The 16,942-nt window shown below is 65.2% G+C and carries 18 protein-coding genes and 1 tRNA gene; 4 read left to right on the forward strand and 15 right to left on the reverse strand.

Annotated elements, in window-relative coordinates:
- Positions 1 to 37: 37 nt before the first annotated feature.
- The gene (locus tag MLB1_RS18920; RefSeq protein ID WP_180751389.1) at positions 38 to 559 is read right to left on the reverse strand and encodes a YbhB/YbcL family Raf kinase inhibitor-like protein; all 522 of its coding nucleotides are present in this window, start codon (positions 557 to 559) and stop codon (positions 38 to 40) included.
- A gap of 33 nt (positions 560 to 592) precedes the next feature.
- The gene (locus MLB1_RS18925; protein WP_180751390.1) at positions 593 to 1,948 is read right to left on the reverse strand and encodes a M20/M25/M40 family metallo-hydrolase; all 1,356 of its coding nucleotides are present in this window, start codon (positions 1,946 to 1,948) and stop codon (positions 593 to 595) included.
- Positions 1,949 to 2,081: 133 nt separating this feature from the next.
- Between MLB1_RS18925 and MLB1_RS18930 the strand changes: the two genes are divergently transcribed.
- Positions 2,082 to 2,167: transfer RNA gene (locus tag MLB1_RS18930), tRNA-Leu, on the forward strand.
- Between the two features lie 166 nt (positions 2,168 to 2,333).
- Here MLB1_RS18930 and MLB1_RS18935 read toward each other — a convergent pair.
- The 4 genes from MLB1_RS18935 to MLB1_RS18950 all read right to left on the reverse strand — a co-directional run bounded on the left by MLB1_RS18935 (position 2,334) and on the right by MLB1_RS18950 (position 4,824).
- Positions 2,334 to 2,936, reverse strand: coding sequence for a M15 family metallopeptidase (locus tag MLB1_RS18935; RefSeq protein WP_180751391.1), 603 nt, complete (start codon positions 2,934 to 2,936; stop codon positions 2,334 to 2,336).
- Positions 2,937 to 2,951: 15 nt separating this feature from the next.
- A complete protein-coding gene (locus tag MLB1_RS18940) occupies positions 2,952 to 3,428 on the reverse strand; it encodes a hypothetical protein (protein ID WP_180751392.1) in 477 nt (158 codons plus the stop codon).
- A gap of 45 nt (positions 3,429 to 3,473) precedes the next feature.
- The gene (locus tag MLB1_RS18945; protein ID WP_180751393.1) at positions 3,474 to 4,301 is read right to left on the reverse strand and encodes a DivIVA domain-containing protein; all 828 of its coding nucleotides are present in this window, start codon (positions 4,299 to 4,301) and stop codon (positions 3,474 to 3,476) included.
- A gap of 229 nt (positions 4,302 to 4,530) precedes the next feature.
- Positions 4,531 to 4,824, reverse strand: a complete 294-nt coding sequence (locus tag MLB1_RS18950) for a YggT family protein (protein ID WP_180751596.1) — start codon at positions 4,822 to 4,824, stop codon at positions 4,531 to 4,533.
- A gap of 210 nt (positions 4,825 to 5,034) precedes the next feature.
- On the opposite strand from MLB1_RS18950, the gene MLB1_RS18955 reads away from it, so the two are divergent.
- From MLB1_RS18955 to MLB1_RS18965, 3 genes are read left to right on the forward strand one after another with little or no spacing between them, the layout of a single operon-like run.
- On the forward strand, positions 5,035 to 5,499 hold the full coding sequence (locus MLB1_RS18955; protein ID WP_180751394.1) for an SRPBCC family protein: 465 nt from the start codon (positions 5,035 to 5,037) through the stop codon (positions 5,497 to 5,499).
- A complete protein-coding gene (locus tag MLB1_RS18960; protein ID WP_180751395.1) occupies positions 5,496 to 5,906 on the forward strand; it encodes a metalloregulator ArsR/SmtB family transcription factor in 411 nt (136 codons plus the stop codon). Before MLB1_RS18955 ends, MLB1_RS18960 begins: the two co-directional genes overlap by 4 nt.
- A gap of 3 nt (positions 5,907 to 5,909) precedes the next feature.
- Positions 5,910 to 6,668: a DUF899 domain-containing protein gene (locus tag MLB1_RS18965; RefSeq protein WP_180751396.1), complete on the forward strand. Its 759-nt coding sequence runs from the start codon at positions 5,910 to 5,912 to the stop codon at positions 6,666 to 6,668.
- Positions 6,669 to 6,740: 72 nt separating this feature from the next.
- Here MLB1_RS18965 and MLB1_RS18970 read toward each other — a convergent pair whose 3' ends face one another.
- The 9 genes from MLB1_RS18970 to murD form a co-directional block, all read right to left on the reverse strand.
- Complete coding sequence (locus MLB1_RS18970) at positions 6,741 to 7,367, reverse strand: cell division protein SepF (protein ID WP_180751397.1); 627 nt, start codon at positions 7,365 to 7,367, stop codon at positions 6,741 to 6,743.
- Positions 7,368 to 7,455: 88 nt separating this feature from the next.
- Entirely contained in the window at positions 7,456 to 8,166 is a 711-nt protein-coding gene (locus MLB1_RS18975) for a YggS family pyridoxal phosphate-dependent enzyme (protein ID WP_180751398.1), read from the reverse strand.
- Positions 8,163 to 8,873 (reverse strand): peptidoglycan editing factor PgeF, encoded by a 711-nt coding sequence (gene pgeF / locus MLB1_RS18980; RefSeq protein ID WP_180751399.1) that lies wholly within the window; start codon positions 8,871 to 8,873, stop codon positions 8,163 to 8,165. The genes MLB1_RS18975 and pgeF overlap by 4 nt, the downstream gene beginning before the upstream one ends.
- A gap of 20 nt (positions 8,874 to 8,893) precedes the next feature.
- On the reverse strand, positions 8,894 to 10,048 hold the full coding sequence (gene ftsZ / locus MLB1_RS18985) for a cell division protein FtsZ (RefSeq protein ID WP_180751400.1): 1,155 nt from the start codon (positions 10,046 to 10,048) through the stop codon (positions 8,894 to 8,896).
- 264 nt (positions 10,049 to 10,312) lie between these two features.
- Positions 10,313 to 11,257 (reverse strand): FtsQ-type POTRA domain-containing protein, encoded by a 945-nt coding sequence (locus MLB1_RS18990; RefSeq protein ID WP_180751401.1) that lies wholly within the window; start codon positions 11,255 to 11,257, stop codon positions 10,313 to 10,315.
- Positions 11,254 to 12,726, reverse strand: a complete 1,473-nt coding sequence (gene murC / locus MLB1_RS18995; protein WP_180751402.1) for a UDP-N-acetylmuramate--L-alanine ligase — start codon at positions 12,724 to 12,726, stop codon at positions 11,254 to 11,256. Before murC ends, MLB1_RS18990 begins: the two co-directional genes overlap by 4 nt.
- The gene (murG, locus tag MLB1_RS19000; protein WP_180751403.1) at positions 12,723 to 13,895 is read right to left on the reverse strand and encodes an undecaprenyldiphospho-muramoylpentapeptide beta-N-acetylglucosaminyltransferase; all 1,173 of its coding nucleotides are present in this window, start codon (positions 13,893 to 13,895) and stop codon (positions 12,723 to 12,725) included. Before murG ends, murC begins: the two co-directional genes overlap by 4 nt.
- Before the next feature lie 33 nt (positions 13,896 to 13,928).
- Positions 13,929 to 15,476 carry a putative lipid II flippase FtsW gene (gene ftsW / locus MLB1_RS19005; protein WP_180751404.1) on the reverse strand — a complete coding sequence of 516 codons (1,548 nt, stop codon included), beginning with the start codon at positions 15,474 to 15,476 and terminating at the stop codon, positions 13,929 to 13,931.
- 12 nt (positions 15,477 to 15,488) lie between these two features.
- The gene (gene murD / locus MLB1_RS19010; protein ID WP_180751405.1) at positions 15,489 to 16,937 is read right to left on the reverse strand and encodes a UDP-N-acetylmuramoyl-L-alanine--D-glutamate ligase; all 1,449 of its coding nucleotides are present in this window, start codon (positions 16,935 to 16,937) and stop codon (positions 15,489 to 15,491) included.
- Positions 16,938 to 16,942: the final 5 nt, after the last annotated feature.

Raw genomic sequence — 16,942 nt, forward strand, 5'->3', positions numbered from 1 at the left:
CAGCCGTGCACTAAGCGTCTGCTCGCTGGAAAGACTGCTACTTCTGTTCGTAGGTGGCGTGGATGACGGCACGGGCGATCGCGTATCCGAACAGGTTGAAGCCCAAGTAGGCCGGGGTCGCGTTCTCCGGCAACTCCAGCTTCGGCACGCTGACCGCGTGCACGGCGATGTAATACCGGTGCGCACCGTGCCCGGCAGGCGGGGCCGCCCCGATGTACCGCTTGAGACTCGCGTCATTTGCCAAGGTGATTGTGTCACCGGGCAATCCGCTTCCATCGCCCACACCGGCGGGCAGCTGCGTCGTCGTCGCGGGCAGATTCGCCACCGCCCAGTGCCAGAAACCCGACGCGGTCGGAGCGTCCGGGTCGTAAACCGTGACGGCAAAGCTCTGGGTTTCCTCCGGGAATCCGGACCAGCTGAGCTCGGGTGAGACGTCCTGTCCCCCAGCGCCCATGATCCCGCTCACCTGGTCGAGGCCGAGCGGCTGACCATCGGTGACGCTGGTGGATGTCAGGGTGAAGGTCGGCAGCTGCGGCAGGGCGTCGTACGGGGAAGTCATGAGCGTCCTTTCGATCGTTTCAGTGTTTGAGTATCAGTGGTTGAGCAGGAAGTGCTGAAGAACCTTGGTACCGAATGTCAACGCGTCCACGGGCACTCGCTCGTCGACGCCGTGGAACAGCGAAGCGAAATCGAGCTCCGGAGGCAGCTTCAGGGGCGCGAAACCGAAGCAGCGAATACCCAACCGGGCGAAAGCCTTTGCATCCGTACCGCCCGACAGCATGTATGGCACCGTGCGGGCCTCGGGATCGAATTCGAGCACCGCGGAGTTCATCGCGTCGACCAGGTCCCCGTCGAAGGTGGTCTCGTAAGCGGGAAGCAGCTGCACCCATTCGCGCTCGACATCGGGGCCGATGATCTCGTCGACCTCCCGCTCGAATGCCTCCAAGCGGCCGGGCAGTACCCGGCAGTCAATCACGGCCTCGGCGGTCGCCGGGATCACGTTGGCCTTGTATCCGGCCTTGAGCATGGTGGGATTGGCGGTATCGCGCAGGGTGGCGCCGACGATCTTGCCGATCGACCCCAGCTTGGCGACCGTACCCTCCAAATCCGGTGAGTCCGCGTCGAAGTCATAGCCCGTCTCCTCGGCCACCGCGGCGAGGAATTGAGTGACCGCTTCGGTAAGCACTATGGGGAACCGATGTCGGCCGAGTTTGGCGACAGCTTCGGCGACGGCCGTGACCGCATTGTCCTCGTGCACCATCGAGCCGTGACCGGCCCGCGCCTTGGCGGTCAGCTTCATCCAGGCGATGCCCTTCTCCGCCGTCTCCAGCAGATACAGGCGCCGTTCTCCGCCCTCCTTGCGGGGCACGGTGAGCGAGAAACCGCCCACCTCGCCAATGGCCTCGGTGACACCCTCGAACAGGTCGGGACGGTTGTCAACGAGCCATTGCGAGCCCCACTTGCCGCCGTTCTCCTCATCCGAGACGAACGCCCAGACGAGATCGCGTGGCGGGACCGTCCCTGATCGTTTGAGGTACCGGGCGATGGCGACCATCATGCCGACCATGTCCTTCATGTCGACAGCGCCGCGTCCCCACACGTAACCGTCGGTTACCGCCCCTGAGAAGGGGTGCACGCTCCAGTCGCCGGCCTCGGCCGGAACCACATCCAGATGGCCGTGGATAAGCAGGGCGCCCCGATCCGGACTCGCCCCCGGCAGCCGTGCGAACAGATTTCCGCGCCCCGGAGCGCCCGCCTCAACGTACTCACAGGTGTATCCGACCTCTTCCAGCTGCTGCTGGATCCACCGGGCACATTCGGCCTCGCCCTTGGTGGTTTCCAGCTCTCCGGTGTTAGAGGTATCGAAGCGGATCAGCGTGCTGACCAGATCGACTACCTCATCCTCGGGCACCGGGTTATCAGAAGTCACAACTACCTTTCCTACCATCGTCGGACACTGCGTACTGTCCGCCGGGTTCCTGGTGCGCCAACGCGCCGGGAACCGGTTTGGGCTCGGTCCAGTGTTTCCGCTAGCCTATGACGGCAGCCAACGGGCCTGGTGGTCCGATCGCAGCACGATTGTCCGAGTGGCGGAATGGCAGACGCGCTAGCTTGAGGTGCTAGTGCCCTATTAACGGGCGTGGGGGTTCAAGTCCCCCCTCGGACACACAATCGGCGAGACGTATCAGTCGCCTATCGCCTGGCCTCATGCGCCGATACTATCCACGGGCGATGGCTGCTGATTCGCTTGTAAAGCTTGAGAAACACTGTCCAGCCAGTGAATAGACTTGCCCGGTTCCTGGCATGTTTGCGTCAGGATGAGGCTGTCCCGGTCAACCAGCAGCGTTGGTGCGCAGCGGCGGGCATCTTCCCTCGGCATCTGCGGTCAGCTCGTAATGCCACTTCTCATTGGCGAAGACCTGACACAGGCCGAATTGTGTACTGTGCGCTTGCATCCAGCCGTAGGCGGACGCGGGGCCTATATCGACGGCTTTACCCTGCACATGATGCGATTCATCAGGAGTGGCTACCCACTGCCGGGCCGCCGCCAGGCTCCCATAAGTCTGTACCGCATCGTCGAGTAACTGCTGCTGGAAAGCCCTCGACCTCCAGCCCGACGTGATCACAAGTGGCACTTCGTCGGCCGAGGCGCTGGTCGCAGCGTCCTGGACCGCACGCAGTAGCGGCGGGTCCAGCCTGATGACCGCTAAGGAGGAAGTGTCGAACGGGCTGACCGGAGCGGATAACGCGCCTCCGTCCGGCTCCTCGCCGAGCGTGGTGGAAGGAGGGGGTGGCGGGACTGTCGTCTGGGCCGTCACCAGGACAATGGTGGCCACCGCGGCCGGGTGGCTGCTCACGGCCGGGTCCGTGGCGTGACATCCCGACAGGGTAAGTGTCGCAGCGACGGCCACGCTCACGACTGCGCTACGCGACATCTGGCAAGGGACCCGTTACGACCGGTGCGGCTCGTCCTCGTCCTCGTCGTCGACATCGAACTGCTCGTAGGTCTCTTCGGCAGACGGATGGATATGGGCCGCGGTGGCGGCCTCCTTGAGGCTGACTGCGGCGGCCGGGCCCGCGTTCTCGCTTACCGCCGGAATTACCGATGTCTTGGTCGAATCTGATTCTGCCACAATGGTTTCCGAATCAGCATCGGCATGATCGGCTGAAGCGGCGGCGAGCTCGTCGGGACCCTGCGCCTCGGTCTCGTCGTCATGACCCTCGGAGTCTACGGAGCCTTCTTCGGACTCCTCATCGGCCTCCAGAGCGCCGGCATGCCGATCTCGGATGGCGTCGATGATCATGAGCACTACGCCAACGGCGGCCGCGGCGATACACACGAAGGCCAGTACCTCGTTACTGGTGACCACGGCTGTCACCAGGGCCGCCAAACCGACAGCGGCCAACACCAATGCGACGATCAGCATCGCGAATCACTCCTCATACGTGTCGCGAGCACAGACCGATCTAAATCAGTAGTTGTTCCCACGGTTGAACTGGCCGAATCCGGCTTCCTTTGACGCGTTTTCGTTCGAAGCACCCGCATCGACGGGAGCTGCCGAACCCCGCTGGCCGAGCTCCTCGAGCTGCGACTCCAGGTAGGTCTTGAGCCGGGTGCGGTACTCGCGCTCGAATGTACGCAACTGCTCCAGACGCCCCTCCAGCACCGTGCGCTGCTGGTTGATGGTGCCCATGATCTCCGAGTGCTTGCGCTCGGCATCGGATTGCAGGGCATCGGCCTTCTCCTGCGCCTGGCGCAGCTGGGTCTCGGAACGGGTCTGGGCATCCGAGAGTAGCGCCTCGGCCTTGGACCGTGCCTCGGTGACCGTCTTGTCGGCGGAGGCCCGAGCCTGGCTGACAATCTGGTCCGCATTTGCGCGAGCATCGGAGAGCAGCTTTTCCGACTCGGACTTGGCATTCCCCGTCAGACGGTCCGCGGTGTCCTGTGCCAGACCCAGAATCTTGGCCGCGCGCACATGATGTTCCTCGGTGGACGGCGCGACGGGAGCCGCTGCCACCACAGGTGCCGGTACGGGCTCGGGCTTAGCGGGCTCGGGCTTCTTCTCGGGCTTGGGGGCCTCGTAGACAGGGGCGGCGCCGCCACCCTTGCGGGCCTCGGCCAGCTCCTGGTCCAGTTCCTGAACCCGCTGGCTCAGATCCGAGTTCTCCTCGATCAGGCGGGCCAGCTCGTTCTCCACCAGGTCGAGGAACGCGTCAACCTCGTCCTCGTTGTATCCGCGCTTACCGATGGGTGGCTTACTGAACGCGACGTTATGTACATCAGCTGGTGTAAGCGGCATTGCCTGCCCCTATCAAGTCTCGACGTCTGGAATCGTATTGCAGTGTAAAACGAACATGCCGTCCCACTGTAACTGGCGTCCATCCTGTCACATCCGACCCGCCGGTCGCAGCAGAGCTTGTTAAGTATCCCTCTGACGTGCATAAAAATACTCTGAGGCTTTGGTTATGACGCGCTTTCGTATCCAGATCGATGTGAGTTGAATACCGAAATTCGGGGATGCTCCGGGCTTAGCCAGCCGCCATCAGGAACGCCACCCGCATGCCAAAAAATCCGACCAAAAGCAGCAAAGTAATGGACAAGTCGAATCGCACCGCACCAAGCGAGAGCGGTGGAATGAGGCGGCGCAATAACCGCACGGGCGGGTCCGTGATGGTGAAGATGAGCTCCAAAATCACCACCGTGGCGCCTCGCGGATGCCAATCACGGCTAATGGACTGAATGGTCTCGATCACTACGCGCGCAAACAGCAGCAAACAGAAGAACAAAAGCGCATAGCCAATGATCTCAAAGAAGAGTGCCAACGGATCCCTCACCGGCTAGGCGTGAACTCTCACGCACGGGCTACTGACAACAGCAGCCTCAGTCTACCGGCGACCCTCACCGGACCGACTGTCCCGCAGAGAATCCCCTGGACCGCGCCGCGCGACGCTGCCATCCGCAACTAGTGGTTGCATATCGTCCGGATGCGCGCTAGCCTCATACGCAACCGATTATTGCGAATGGGGAGAGACATGTCATACGAACGAATCGAGCGGCAGCTCCACATCGAGGCCTCACCAGAGGTCGTCTTCGCCGTCATCAGCCACCCGGAACATATGAAGCAGTGGTGGCCGGATGAGGCCGAGTTCGCTCCGGCCCCCGGGGAGCGGGGCGAGATCTCCTTCATCGGCGACGAACCCGGTGAGGTTCACGTCTTCGGGCTCACGCTCGTCGACGTGGACCCGCCGCGACGGTTCTCATTCCGTTGGTGTTATCCGGAGGCACATGTGGCGAATCCTGAAAATTCGCTACTGGTGACATTTGATCTCACGCCGTCCGGCTCGGGCACCCTGCTGCGGATGACCGAGATCGGCTTCCGGGACCAGGGTCGAACCGAGGCTGAGGTCGCCGAACAGTACGAGTCGCACGTGGAGGGCTGGGCGCGGCACCTGCCCCGTATCGCGCCGTGCGTGGGCGAGCTTGCGAGCCGTCCATGACGGCCGATGAGTCCCCCACAAGTGGGCGGTACCCCCAGCTTGCGCACAGAGGATCCAGCGCCGTCATCGACGACGAGCTATGGGCGGCCGTCGGCGACCCGACCCGGCGGCGGGTCTTCGACCTCATCCTCGCCGACGGAATCGCGACCGCCACCACATTGAGCGATCGGCTCCCGGTCACCCGTCAGGCTGTGACAAAACATCTCGCGGTCCTCGACAAGGCCGGCCTGGTCCACTCCACCCCCAACGGGCGGGAGAAGCGATATCGCGCCAATGCCGAGCAGGTGGCCCGCATCGCCGAACAGCTCACCGCTGTGGGGGCCGCCTGGGATCGACGGCTGACGCGGATCAAACGGATCGCCGAGAGCCTCGAAAACGCCGCAAGCACCGAGAAGAACCAGGGATAAGACATGAGGACACCCCCGATCGTGTCGATACAGGAATGGGAATCCGCGCACCAGCAGCTGCTCGTCGAGGAGAAGGCTTTCACCCGGGCCCGCGACGCGCTGGCCGCCAAGCGCCGGCGCATGCCCTGGACCGCGGTGGACACCTCGTACCGGTTCGAAGGACCCGAGGGCCCGGTGAGCCTGCTCGATCTGTTTCAGGGGCGCCGCCAGCTCATCGTGTACCGCGCGTTCATCGACCCCGGCACCGGCGACTGGCCCGAACACGGGTGCATCGGCTGCTCACTGATGGCCGACCACATCGGCAACCTGGCCCACCTGAATGCCCGCGACACCACCCTCGTCTATGCCTCCCGTGGGTCCCAGGCCGACCTGGAGGGTATCAAGGCCCGCATGGGATGGCAGATCCCTTGGTACACCATGGTTTCCGAGAGCACCTTCGACCGTGACTTCGGCGTCCACGACTGGCACGGCCACAACGCGTTCATCCGAGACGGCGACCGCGTATTCCGCACCTACTTCATCAACAACCGAGGGGACGAGGTGTTCAACAACACCTGGACCTTCCTCGATATGACGGCGCTGGGGCGCCAGGAGACCTGGGAGGACTCGCCGAAGGGCTATCCGCAGTCCCCCGCATATGAATGGTGGGACTGGCACGACCAATACGGCTCACATAAGCCCTCGCGGTGGTTCGGCGACCCGGACCCGGACGATCCGCACGATCCGAGGCCCGCCAAGGCCGAGGGGTGTTGCAGCGGCTAGCCCCACAAACGACGAATGGGAATTTGGCGCGGTGATCGAGATCCGCGCCAAATTCCCACTCGGCCAAGCTGTTTACTGGTAGAACCCGCTCTCGGCGATCCGGCGGCGCTCCTCGGCGCTGACGTCGATATCGGCCGGTGACAGCAGGAAGACCTTCGTGGCTACCTTGTCGAACGAACCGCGCAGCGCGAACGCGAGCCCGGCCGCGAAGTCCACAACCCGCTTCGCATCGGCGGTGTCCATGGACACCAGGTCCATGATGACCGGGGTGCCGTCGCGGAAACGCTCTCCGATGGTGCGGGCCTCGCTGTAGTCCTTGGGACGCAGCGTGGTGATCTTCGACAACGGGCTGCCCTCTTCGAAGATCGCAGCACGACGCGGATCCATCGCTAGTGCGCCACGCGTGGGGGCACTACCTCGCAGCGAGCCCAAACGCGGTGCCGAACGGTCGAATTCGCGTGACGCCGGATGACGAGATGCAAAGCGCTCTTCGTCGGCATAACCAGCCGGACGGTAGCCGGGCTCGTCGTAGCCGTACTCGGCATCGTCGGCGAACCGCTCGCCACGACGCGGGTACCGGCGATCCTCGACGGCCGTGCGGCGGGGCGCGGGAGCGTCGGCGTCGTCGTAGTACTCGTCGTCGTAGTCGTCCATCGGAGCCATGCCGAAGTAGGCCTTGACCTTGTGCAGCGTGCTCATCGCGTGACCTTCCGTGACTGGGCTAAATGGAGTTCAGTTGTTCGCTCGGTCTCTACAGCTGTGTTGCAAATGTGACTGGAGTGACGATCTACCGTGACGTTAGCGGTCGTGGCCCCATCAACGCCGTACCGACACGCACACAAGTGGACCCATATTTAATGGCGGTCTCCAGGTCGTTGGACATTCCCGCCGACAAGCGATTCGCCTGCGGATAGGACTGTTGGACGCGTTCGTGTTCTTGCTGGAGCCCACGAAACGCCTGGTCGGGATCGGCCTCGCGGGGCGGCAAAGCCATCAGCCCGGCCAGCTCCAGATGCTCGCTGGCGGCCACCTGGGCGCACAACTCGTCCACCCCGGCAAGGTCGGCGATATCCAACCCACCTCGAGCCGTGTCGCCGTCGAGACTGATCTGTAGATACACGTGCAGCGGCTCTCGTCGCTCCCCTGCCCCACGGGCCGTGTCCAACGCGGCTGCCAGCCGCGGGCTATCGACCGAGTGCACCGAATATGCCCAGTGAGCAACCGATTTCGCCTTGTTGCGTTGCAGGTTGCCCACCATGTGCCACTGGATGTCCGCGTGGCCGACCTCTAATACCTTGTCGGCCGCCTCCTGGTCCCTTGATTCCCCGAACGCGCGACAGCCCAATCGGTACAGCTCTTCGACATCGGTGGCCGGGAAAAACTTGGTGACGGGCAGCAGTTCGATCTCATCCGGGTCGCGACCGGCGGCGTCAGCGGCGACGTGAACCCGTTCCTTTACCGCCGCCAGGGCGGTACTCAATTCCTGGGAACGGGTCATCGGCTGAGCCAGATCACCGAGGCCAGCCGACCGGTTCGTGGCTCCCGGCGATAACTGAACAGATCGGGGTCCTCGACAGTGCACCGCGGGTCGATATCGATGGCTGTCACACCCAATCCGGAAAGTTGCCGGGCGATGCCGGCGCGCAGATCCAGGCCAGGGGTGCCGGTGGAGGTCGTAGTGCGGCTGCCCGGCAGGTCCTCCTCCACATCGGCTGCCATATCGGCGGGCACCTCGTAGTGACGACCGCTCACCGCCGGTCCGAGAAAGGCCGAAATGCGCCCCACCTCGGCGCCGGCCGCCACCATGGCCTCGATCGTTTTGGAGACTATGCCGAGCTTCGCCCCCACCCGCCCGGCGTGTGCCCCCGCGATCACACCCGCGGCCGCGTCGGCGAACAGCACCGGGACACAGTCTGCGGTCAGAACCGCCAGTGCGATACCGGGTTCGGTAGTCAGCAATGCGTCGGTCTCCGGGATAACCGTTCCTCCAGGGCCTTCGACCCGGTGCACGTGGCTGCCGTGGACCTGCTGCATCCAGATCAGGTGATCGTCGGGCAGGCCAAGCGCGCCCGCCAGCCGCGATCGGTTGGCCGCCACGGCATCCGGCGTATCGCCGACGTGATCGCCGAGATTGAAACTGTCAAACGGTGCACGCGAGACCCCGCCCTTGCGGGTAGTGGTGACGCGCCGAACTCGAAAACCCATACCTCAGAGGGTAGTTCGGTTCATCGCCGCATGAACGGTGGCACGTCGACATCGTCCTCTTCGCCGCCGAGCGTCACCGTGGCACCGTTGGTGTCTCTGGGCAGACTCTGGGCGTCGATGGTGTCGAAGATGCTGTTGGCGTTCGAGCGAGACCCGTTGACCGCACCGGCCTTACCGGGGGCCACCGCACCCGGGGCCGCCGTTCCGCTGATCGGAGTGCGGCTGGGCCCACCGGCATCGAACCCGGCGGCGATGACGGTGACCCGCACCTCGTCGCCGAGCGAGTCGTCGATGACGGTACCGAAGATGATGTTGGCTTCGGGGTGCGCGGATTCCTGCACCAGTGTCGCGGCCTCGTTGATTTCGAACAGGCCCAGGTCGCTGCCGCCGGCGATGGACATCAACACACCCTGGGCACCCTCCATGGATGCCTCTAGCAGCGGCGAATTGATCGCGGTCTCAGCAGCTTTGAGCGCCCTGCCGTCACCGCGCGCCGAGCCGATACCCATCAACGCGCTACCGGCGCCCTGCATAACACTCTTGACGTCGGCGAAGTCGACGTTGATCAGACCCGGAGTGGTGATGAGATCGGTGATGCCCTGGACACCGTTGAGCAGTACCTCGTCGGCGCTACGGAACGCGTCCATGAGCGATACCGCGGCATCGCCCATCTGCAGCAGCCGATCGTTGGGGATGACGATCAGGGTGTCGCAGCTCTCGCGCAGCGAGCCAATTCCGTTCTCGGCCTGACCACTGCGGCGTTTCCCCTCGAAGGAGAAGGGCCGGGTGACCACGCCAATGGTCAGCGCACCGAGCTTGCGCGCGATGCTGGCCACCACGGGTGCGCCACCGGTACCGGTGCCACCACCCTCACCGGCGGTGACGAAGACCATGTCGGCGCCCTTGAGGAGCTCCTCGATCTCGTCCTTGGCGTCCTCGGCGGCCTTGCGCCCCACATCGGGGTCCGCACCTGCGCCCAGGCCGCGGGTCGAGTCGCGGCCGACGTCGAGCTTGACGTCGGCGTCGCTCATCAACAGCGCTTGCGCGTCGGTGTTGATCGCGATGAACTCGACCCCCTTGAGGCCGTGTTCGATCATCCGGTTGACGGCGTTGACGCCGCCGCCACCGATGCCGACGACCTTGATCACCGCGAGGTAGTTGTGTGGAGGCGTCATGGTCGCCTTCCTCCCTGGTTGCTGCTGTGGTCTGCCAAGTGGGGCCTCGCAAACTCTCAACCTCTACCTCAGGCTTAGAGTTATGTCAGGTTGTCCCGCTGAAACAGAACGGTAGGGGGGGCGGGATACCGCACCCGGGAGGCGCGCCGAAGGATGCCGAGAATTTCCCGTGGCTATTTCCAGACGTCGCGAGCAGACGCTTAGTGCACAAGCGACCTGCGATCCGCGTGCACTACATGTCTGCTCGCGAGAGAAACGGGTGCCCTACTTGACCGTGGGCAGGTCGGGGCTGGACACGTCGTAGGTGCGACCGGGTTGCGTCAGCAGCGCCCCGAGCTTCTCCGCCTTCTCCGCGGTGCGATCGGTGGTCCCCCACACGATGGTGCGCCCATCATCGAGGGTCAGCGTGATCGACGACACGGACGGCGCCGCCACCTTTGCGACCTGCCGTGCCAGATCAGGCGCCAGTGAGGTGAGCACCTGCAGGGCCGCCTTGGTCGTCGGATCCTGCGGACCCGGGGCCACCACATCCAGCGCTGGGATTCCGGGCGGCGGCGGTTCGTTGGCGAAGTCCACACCATCGCGGTCGATGAGGTGCGTACCGTCTCCGCCCCCCCATGCCGCGACCGGAACCCGCTCGACGATCGTGACGCGCAGCGTGGACGGATACTCGCATTGCACTCGGGCGCTGGCCACCCGGCGGATACTCGCCACCCGATCAGCGGCCGCGGCAGTGTCAATCTGCAGCAGCCGGGTGCCCTGTGAAATATTCAGTGCACCAAGGACATCCTGTTGGGTGACGACACCGGTACCGGTCACCACGGTCTGACGCACCGACATCAGCGGCGTGAAATACAGAATCGCTCCGAGACCCACCGCAATCAGCGCAAGAAGCACCGCGAGCAGCACGGTCTGCAGACCCTGCACCTTCCCTCGGCCCGAGCCTTTGCCCTGGTCGACGTACTTGCCCTTGGCCGCAGCCTTCGCCTCCCGTCGCCCCTGCTCCAGGGCGATCGCACGCCGCTGCGCATCCCGGCGTTCCGCGCGCTCCCTCCTGGCCCGCATTCGCGGTCCTTCGTCGGAGTCATCCGCGGCAGCCGTGTCCTCGTCGCCCGACTCGGTACCGGTCTCCACCGCCTCGGCCGGTACCGGGTTCGACTCCACTGTGTCCTCGGCAGAACCCTCGGAAGTCTTGTCCGGCTCGCTCATTGACCATTCCTCGGCGGCGGCCAGTCAGCGGCACGCGCGCGCAATGCACGGACGATCTCCTTGCCCTGCAGCGTGACATCGCCCGCACCCATGGTGACCACCAGATCGCCCGGCGCGGCGGCCGAGGCGACCTGTTCGGCCACCGCCGACAAGTCGGGCAGGTAATGCACCGGAACTCCGGAGATCCGCTCGGCGATCAGCGCGCCGCTGACACCCGGCAGCGGCTGTTCCCGCGCCCCGTACACATCAAGCACAAACACCACGTCCGCGATGCTCAGCGCGTCGGCGAACTCCGTCGCGAAAGCAGCTGTGCGCGAGTATAAGTGCGGCTGGAAGACGACAACGGAGCGGCCATGCCCCTGCTGCGCGACGATCCCGGAAACCGCCTGCAACACCGTGCGCACCTCGGTGGGATGGTGCGCGTAGTCGTCGAACACCCGTACCGATTCCACCGATCCCACCAATTCGAATCGGCGACGCACACCCTCGAATCCGGCCAGCCCGTCCAGCACATCGTCGACGACGGCGCCGATCTCGGCCGCCGCCACCACCGCGGCCAGCGCGTTGAGCGCCATATGCCGGCCCGGGACCGACAACCGCATGGTGCGCGGGGTGCTCTCGCCCGCCAACTGGATCTGAGCGATGGCCCCGGTGTCCTGGAACTGCCAATCGCGGAGGCGACCGGCGACCGGGACATCCGCGACGTCAGCCTGCTCGCTGCTGCCGTAACCAAGCACCCGCACACCACGCTCATGGGCCCGGCGGGCCAACGCGGCGGCACCCGGATCATCCAGGCACACCACCAGGACACCCTCGGGCCCAAGAGTTTCGGTGAACTTGTCAAACACCGCGATGTAGGCCTCGACACTGCCGAAATGATCGAGGTGATCGGCTTCGATATTGGTGACCACGATCAGATCGGGCCGGTACTGCAGCAGGGAGCCGTCGCTTTCATCGGCCTCGGCGACGAAAACCTGCCCGCTGCCGTGGTGGGCGTTGGTACCGGCTTCGTTGAGCTCACCTCCGACCGCGAAGGACGGGTCGTATTCGCAATGCTGCAGCGCCACAATGAGCATGGATGTGGTGCTGGTCTTGCCATGCGTTCCGGTCACCATGAGAGTTCGGTACCCGGTCATCAGGTCCGCCAATACCACCGGACGTAGCAGTACCGGTATCCCCCGCCGATTTGCTTCCACCAGTTCGGGATTCGTCTTCGGAATGGCGGCATGAGTAGTGACGACCACGGTGGGACCACCCGGCAGCAGATCCAGTGCCGCACCGTCGTGGCCGATGTTGACGAGGGCACCGCGAGCGCGCAGCGCGAGCACTCCGCGCGACTCCTTGGCATCCGAGCCGGATACCTGCGCTCCCCTGTCCAACAGAATCCTGGCGATACCCGACATTCCGGCGCCACCGATACCGACCATGTGCACGCGACGCAGGTGCTCGGGAAGTGGACTGACGCTCATCGCGGGGTGCTCCGTTTCTGAGATCGCTGCTCGCGAGCCACGTCGAGCGCCACCTGAGCCACCTGCCGCGCGGCGTCCGGGTGCCCGGACAACGCGGCAGCCGAGGTCATCGCGGCGAGCCTGTCGGAATCAGCCATGATCTCGATCACCATGCGCGCCAATGTCTCTCCAGTGAGGTCGCGGTCCGCGACGATAACACCGCCCCCGGCGTCGACCACCGGTAGCGCATTGAGCCGCTGTTCACCGTTGCCGATGGGCAGCGGCACGTAGATGGCGGGCAGCCCGACGGCCGAGACCTCGGCGACGGTCATCGCGCCCGATCGGCATACCGCGATATCTGCCGCCGCATACGCCAGATCCATGCGGTCCAGGTACGGCAATGCGACATAGCGGGGTGCATCGGGCTCTGCCCCCGGCGTTCGGCCCGGAAGTTCGACGGAGTTCTTCGGCCCGTGCGCATGCAGCACCGAAACCCCTGCGGCGGCAAGGTCGTTGGCCGCAGCCGAGACAGCATTGTTCAACGACACCGCCCCCTGGGAACCGCCGAATACCAGCAGCACCAGCGCGTCGTCGTCAAACCCGTAGTGGGCGCGTGCCTCGTGACGCAACGCGGTGCGGTCCAGCGAGGTGATCGACCCACGAACCGGGACACCGACCACCTCCGCACGCCGCAGTCCCGAATCCGAAACCGCGGACAACACGCGCTGCGCTCCGCGCGCCCCGACTCGATTAGCAAGGCCGGCACGTGCGTTCGCCTCATGAATGACCACCGGAATGCGCCTGCGGCGCAGCGGTCCACGTCGGGCGGCCAGGTATGCCGGGAGCGCCACGTAGCCGCCGAATCCGATCACCACATCGGCCTCGACATTGTCGAACACCGCCCGCGTCTGCCGAACCGCCCGGCGCACCCGTACCGGAAGCCGAATCAGATCACCCGTGAGGCGCCGCGGCAGCGGCACCGGGACGATCAGTTCCAGGTCGTAGCCACGGTCGGGCACCAGCCGCGTCTCCAGACCGCGCTCGGTACCCAGCGCGGTGATCCGCACCGACGGATCGAGCTCGCGCAACGCATCGGCGACGGCCATGGCCGGCTCAACGTGACCAGCGGTACCGCCACCGGCCAGCACCACCGAGAGCGGCCGAAAATCATCACTCACCGGAGAGAGCATCCTTTCGGTCGGCCGCGGTCACATGGTCAGTGGCTATCGATGGCTTCGGGCTTGTGAGCCCCCGGCCCGGGATTGTTCACGGGAACGACCGCTCGCCCGCGTGCTCGAGGCCTGGCGCACCTGCTGTACCTGCCTATGATGCCCTGCGTCGCTGTCGGCGCGTGCACGTGGCTTGCGCTTGGCCTCGGGCTGCCGTTGAGCCGTCCCGGTGCTCTGCCCGGTTGATTTGGCGCGGAGCCGATCGCGTGCGCTATCGATCCGCGGCGGCACGTACGGTTCCGGCGACGGAAGCCGTAGCAGCCTGTTCATTCGATCACCGGATCCCGCACGCAGAGCAGCAACCGCCTCGGGCTCGTGGCGCGCCGCGTTGGCGATCAGTCCGATCATGAAAAGCGCCGTCGCCGTGGCTGTTCCACCCGAGGAGATGAGCGGCAGCTGGATACCGGTAACGGGAAGCAGCCCGATGACGTATCCGATATTGATGAAGGACTGGCCGATGACCCACATGCCGGCAGTGGCGGTGAGCATCCGCAGGAAGGGGTCGGCACTGCGCCTGGCGATGCGCATGGCGGTGTAGGCGAACACACCGAACAGTGCGAGCACTCCGAGGCAGCCGACGAAACCGAGCTCCTCGCCGATGATCGCGAAGATGAAGTCGTTGTGGGCGTTGGGCAGGTAATGCCATTTGGCCGAGCCCTGGCCCAGGCCCTGGCCGAAAAAACCGCCCTGGGCCAGTGCGAAGCGGGCCTGCCGGGACTGATACCCGGTCGCCTGCGGGTCTGCCGACGGATCCAACCAGGCCTTGACCCGATCGGAGCGATATCCGGCCGAAACAGCGAGGATGGCCGCCGCCAGCACGGCGGCGACCACCGAACTGAGGAACACCTTCAGCGGCAGCCCGGCGTACCAGAGCAGCGCCAACAAAATGATGCTCATGGAGACCGTCTGCCCCAGGTCGGGCTGGATGACGATGAGCACGAGCGCGATCAGCGCAGCGGGCACCAGCGGAACGAGCATCTCGCGCATCGATGCCTTCTCCATGCGGCGCGTGGCCAGCAGGTGCGCACCCCAGATCGCGAAGGCGATCTTGGTGAGCTCCGAGGGCTGCATCGACATGCCGCCATAGACGAACCAACCGCGAGAACCGTTGGAGTACGTGCCGATTCCGGGTACCAGCACCAAGGTGATCAAGACGATGGTAAAGACGAAGGCCGGGAATGAGTACTTGCGCATCACCCGTATCGGAGTGCGTAGCGCGATGTAGAAACCGACCAGGCCCACGCAGACCCAGAGCACCTGCTTACCGAAGACAGCCCACGCCGATCCGTCCAGGTCGTAGGACTCGACGCCGGATGCGGACAGCACCATGATGAGGCCGAGAGTGGTCAACAGTGCAGCCGTCGCGACAATTAGATGAAACGACGTCATCGGCCGGTTCAGCCAGGCACCCAGACGAGTGCGCGCCACCAGCCCGTCGGTCTTGGCGGCGGCGGACTTCTTGGCCGGCGTGCTTGTGGTCTTCGAGGCGGTGCGGTTCGCAGAACGGAAAATTTTGGTGAAGGGGGCGGTCAGGGTCGACACAGCTCTGGTCACCTAACCGGTAAGTGCGTGCACCGCCGCGGCGAAACGGTCGCCACGCTCGGAGTACCCGCTGAATTGGTCGAAGGACGCGCCGGCCGGAGCCAGCAGCACGGTGTCGCCAGGCTGGGCCAATGTGCTGGCGTGCCGGACAGCCGCGGCCATGACTCGAGTACCCAAATCAGCGCCACCCCCATCCGCCTCATCAGTCACATGAACCACATTTGCCTCTTGCACCTCAGCATCCTCGCGCGTAACAACGGCAACTACGGGTACATCCGGCGCGTGTCGCGCCAAAGCATCAGCAATCAAGCCTCGATCCCGGCCGATCAGCACAACCGCACCGAGCCGGTCGGCACAATCGCGCACCAGGTCATCCACCGCTGCTCCCTTGAGCAACCCCCCGGCGATCCAGATGACCCGCGGATAGGCCGCGATGGACGCCGCAGCCGCATGCGGATTGGTGGCCTTCGAATCATCGACGTAGGCCACCTCTCCGACGCAGGCCACCAGCTCGGCCCGATGCCGGCCCACCTGGAAGGCCCCCAGCGCCCGGGCAATGGCCTCCGCAGGTGTGCCCACCGCGCGGGCCAACGCGGCGGCCGCCAACGCGTTACGCACTCCGATGGGACCGCCGACTGGCAAATTCGCCACCTCCGCCAGCGGTATGTCGTCCCCGAACGCCCGGTCCACCAGCCGGCCACCGCGCACCCCGAGCTCACCGGGCGCGGGCTCACCGACGCGGAACCCCGCCTTGACCGGTGCGGCGGCGCCAGAAAGGAGGTCCGCGGCCACCGCGTCATCGAGACCGACGATCGCGACCTCGCCATCGAGCGCCCTCGCCTTGTCCCGCGTGTAGGCCGCCATGCCGCCGTGCCAGTCGAGGTGATCCTCGGCCACGTTGAGCACCGCGCCAGCGGCCGGTCGCACCGAGGGGGCCCAATGCAGCTGGAAGCTCGACAACTCGACGGCGAGGTATTCAACGGGCAGCGCCAGCACGGTAACCACCGGGTCGCCGATGTTCCCGCACAACGCACTGGTGCGGCCCGCTGCTGTCAGCATGTCGTGGACCATCGCCGTGGTGGTGGTCTTTCCGTTGGTTCCGGTCACCACCAGCCACCGTTTGGGCGTGCCGTATCGGCCGGAAGCGTCCAGGCGCCAAGCTAATTCGACATCACCCCAGATGGGCAATCCGGCCTGCTGGGCAGCCAGCACGATGGGCGCGGACGGACCGAATCCGGGGCTCACGATCACCAAGTCCTGGTCAGCCATGGATTGTTGCGCCTCGGCGGTGGTGAGCGCCACCCGCCCGGCGTCACGGTGGCGCCGCAGGGCTTCCTCATTGTCATCGCAGACGGTGATGCGCAACGCGTAATCGGCCAGCGCCGCGACAACCGCGTCGCCGGTGACACGCGCACCACAGACCAGAACCTTTGTGCCGCTAGCCAGTTCCGGGGGAATCATGACCG

The sequence above is a fragment of the Mycobacteroides sp. LB1 genome, assembly GCF_013449725.1.
Classification (GTDB): Bacteria; Actinomycetota; Actinomycetes; order Mycobacteriales; family Mycobacteriaceae; genus Mycobacterium.

Bases quoted from the DNA above. Each gene is read 5' to 3' on its own strand.
- MLB1_RS18920 (WP_180751389.1), bottom strand. From the start codon at position 559: ATGACTTCCCCGTACGACGCCCTGCCGCAGCTGCCGACCTTCACCCTG.
- MLB1_RS18925 (WP_180751390.1), bottom strand. From the start codon at position 1,948: ATGGTAGGAAAGGTAGTTGTGACTTCTGATAACCCGGTGCCCGAGGAT.
- MLB1_RS18935 (WP_180751391.1), bottom strand. From the start codon at position 2,936: ATGTCGCGTAGCGCAGTCGTGAGCGTGGCCGTCGCTGCGACACTTACC.
- MLB1_RS18940 (WP_180751392.1), bottom strand. From the start codon at position 3,428: ATGCTGATCGTCGCATTGGTGTTGGCCGCTGTCGGTTTGGCGGCCCTG.
- MLB1_RS18945 (WP_180751393.1), bottom strand. From the start codon at position 4,301: ATGCCGCTTACACCAGCTGATGTACATAACGTCGCGTTCAGTAAGCCA.
- MLB1_RS18955 (WP_180751394.1), top strand. From the start codon at position 5,035: ATGTCATACGAACGAATCGAGCGGCAGCTCCACATCGAGGCCTCACCA.
- MLB1_RS18960 (WP_180751395.1), top strand. From the start codon at position 5,496: ATGACGGCCGATGAGTCCCCCACAAGTGGGCGGTACCCCCAGCTTGCG.
- MLB1_RS18965 (WP_180751396.1), top strand. From the start codon at position 5,910: ATGAGGACACCCCCGATCGTGTCGATACAGGAATGGGAATCCGCGCAC.
- MLB1_RS18970 (WP_180751397.1), bottom strand. From the start codon at position 7,367: ATGAGCACGCTGCACAAGGTCAAGGCCTACTTCGGCATGGCTCCGATG.
- MLB1_RS18975 (WP_180751398.1), bottom strand. From the start codon at position 8,166: ATGACCCGTTCCCAGGAATTGAGTACCGCCCTGGCGGCGGTAAAGGAA.
- pgeF (WP_180751399.1), bottom strand. From the start codon at position 8,873: ATGGGTTTTCGAGTTCGGCGCGTCACCACTACCCGCAAGGGCGGGGTC.
- ftsZ (WP_180751400.1), bottom strand. From the start codon at position 10,048: ATGACGCCTCCACACAACTACCTCGCGGTGATCAAGGTCGTCGGCATC.
- MLB1_RS18990 (WP_180751401.1), bottom strand. From the start codon at position 11,257: ATGAGCGAGCCGGACAAGACTTCCGAGGGTTCTGCCGAGGACACAGTG.
- murC (WP_180751402.1), bottom strand. From the start codon at position 12,726: ATGAGCGTCAGTCCACTTCCCGAGCACCTGCGTCGCGTGCACATGGTC.
- murG (WP_180751403.1), bottom strand. From the start codon at position 13,895: ATGCTCTCTCCGGTGAGTGATGATTTTCGGCCGCTCTCGGTGGTGCTG.
- murD (WP_180751405.1), bottom strand. From the start codon at position 16,937: ATGATTCCCCCGGAACTGGCTAGCGGCACAAAGGTTCTGGTCTGTGGT.